The sequence below is a fragment of the Bradyrhizobium sp. Leo114 genome, assembly GCF_055229415.2.
Window position 1 is genome coordinate 1 of sequence record NZ_JBUYEN020000210.1, and the last position, 494, is coordinate 494.

General features: G+C 57.5%; 1 pseudogene. It reads left to right on the forward strand.

Annotated elements, in window-relative coordinates:
• Positions 1-177: 177 nt before the first annotated feature.
• Positions 178-402 (forward strand): annotated as a pseudogene (locus ACZIRK_RS45450) (DUF5372 family protein); the annotation flags it as partial.
• Between the last annotated feature and the right edge of the window lie 92 nt (positions 403-494).

The following is a 494-nucleotide window of genomic DNA, read 5'->3' on the forward strand; positions in this document are numbered from 1 at the left end:
TTCCGACGATTGAAGGCACATCAGCAATTGGCGATTCTGCGTGCGGCCCTTCAAGCTCACCACAATCCCATGACGATCAAGCCCGTTGCCCATGTCACAAGGGCCGCGTAACATTCATTCTGGCAACGTCGGCCCGACGTAGTTCAACAGCGATCGGGACATCCCCTTCCCTGTGTCGGCAAACGATATAACCGGTATGGCGAACGCCTCTTGCTACAGCATGACGGCGCCACGGTATCGTCGGTTCCTCCGCAATGGACTGATCTTGTAGGCCCGGATCCAGAGATCGTTATCGGCCGTGGACGGGCACTCTTGCGTACTGTCGACCTGATGGAGCTGACCAGCCTGGTGAAGCGCCTTTCCGACAGGAGCTATGCGGGAAACTGGGTGATGACGGACTGAGATAGGCGGCGTATCGAGGCGGGTGTCGAAGCCTGCCAGAACCTCACATGGGATGGTTCGTGTCAAGGCCATCAATCGCAATGCATCAGCAG